General features: G+C 61.5%; 1 protein-coding gene and 1 pseudogene. Both read left to right on the plus strand.

Going from position 1 to position 838, the window contains the following annotated elements:
* Nucleotides 1-401 (plus strand): annotated as a pseudogene (locus tag AC1DU6_RS33500) (hypothetical protein); the annotation flags it as partial.
* A 257-nt stretch (nucleotides 402-658) separates the two neighbouring features.
* On the plus strand, nucleotides 659-838 hold a 180-nt coding region (locus tag AC1DU6_RS33505; RefSeq protein WP_477862660.1), incomplete at its 3' end, for a hypothetical protein.

Here is an 838-nt window from a genome sequence, read left to right on the forward strand (position 1 = left end):
GCGCAAGCTGCTCAATGTCGGCGAGCCGCTGGGCCACTTCATGGCGCCGGTGCCGTCACTGGCGCAAGCTGCTCAATGTCGGCGAGCCGCTGGGCCACTTCATGGCGCCGGTGCCGTCACTGAACGGTGAGCGCCGCCAGCAGGTCTGGCCTTCGACGGTGGCCTACGTGGCCCGCCTCGTCATCCATCGCTACGCCATGCTCGGCATCCTCGACGAAGCCGGCCAGCCACTGAGCGACATGGGCCTGCTGCAGACGCCCGCACCCAAGCTCGCGGCGGCCGCTGGCACCCTGCAAGTCCAGGCCGGCAAGCCCTGTCCGGAATGCGGCAACGCGACCATGATCCACAAGGACGGCTGCGATTTTTGTACGGCGTGTGGCTATGTGGGGCAGTGCGGGTGAGAGTGTGCGCTGCACCAATTTGTGAAAGTATGTGGGGGCCCCCCATAACGTGCGAACTGGAGCGCATAAGCTGCAACTACGTGGCTCATAAGCTGTGTCCGACAACAAGCTCAACTCGTCAATGAAGAACGCCCCGCAACGCAAAGTTTCGGGGCGTTCTTTATGGCTGGAAGGTGCGGCCAGGTCGAGTGCGAAGGCAGTTGCTGCCTAGGGGTCAACGCGGGAGAGATCCGTTCATCGGCGAGGCCCTTGCTTATGTGGAGGCGATCTGGCGCTGTGACAAGTCTGTCTCCGGGCCCGTCAGACCCAAACTTTTCAACGCAATTTTTTCGACGAACTTTACCGATCCACCCGAACCTGTCCGACAACAAGCTCAACTCGTCAATGAAGAACGCCCCGCAACGCAAAGTTTCGGGGCGTTCTTTATGGCTGGAAGG

It is taken from the genome of Roseateles sp. P5_B10, from assembly GCF_056400485.1.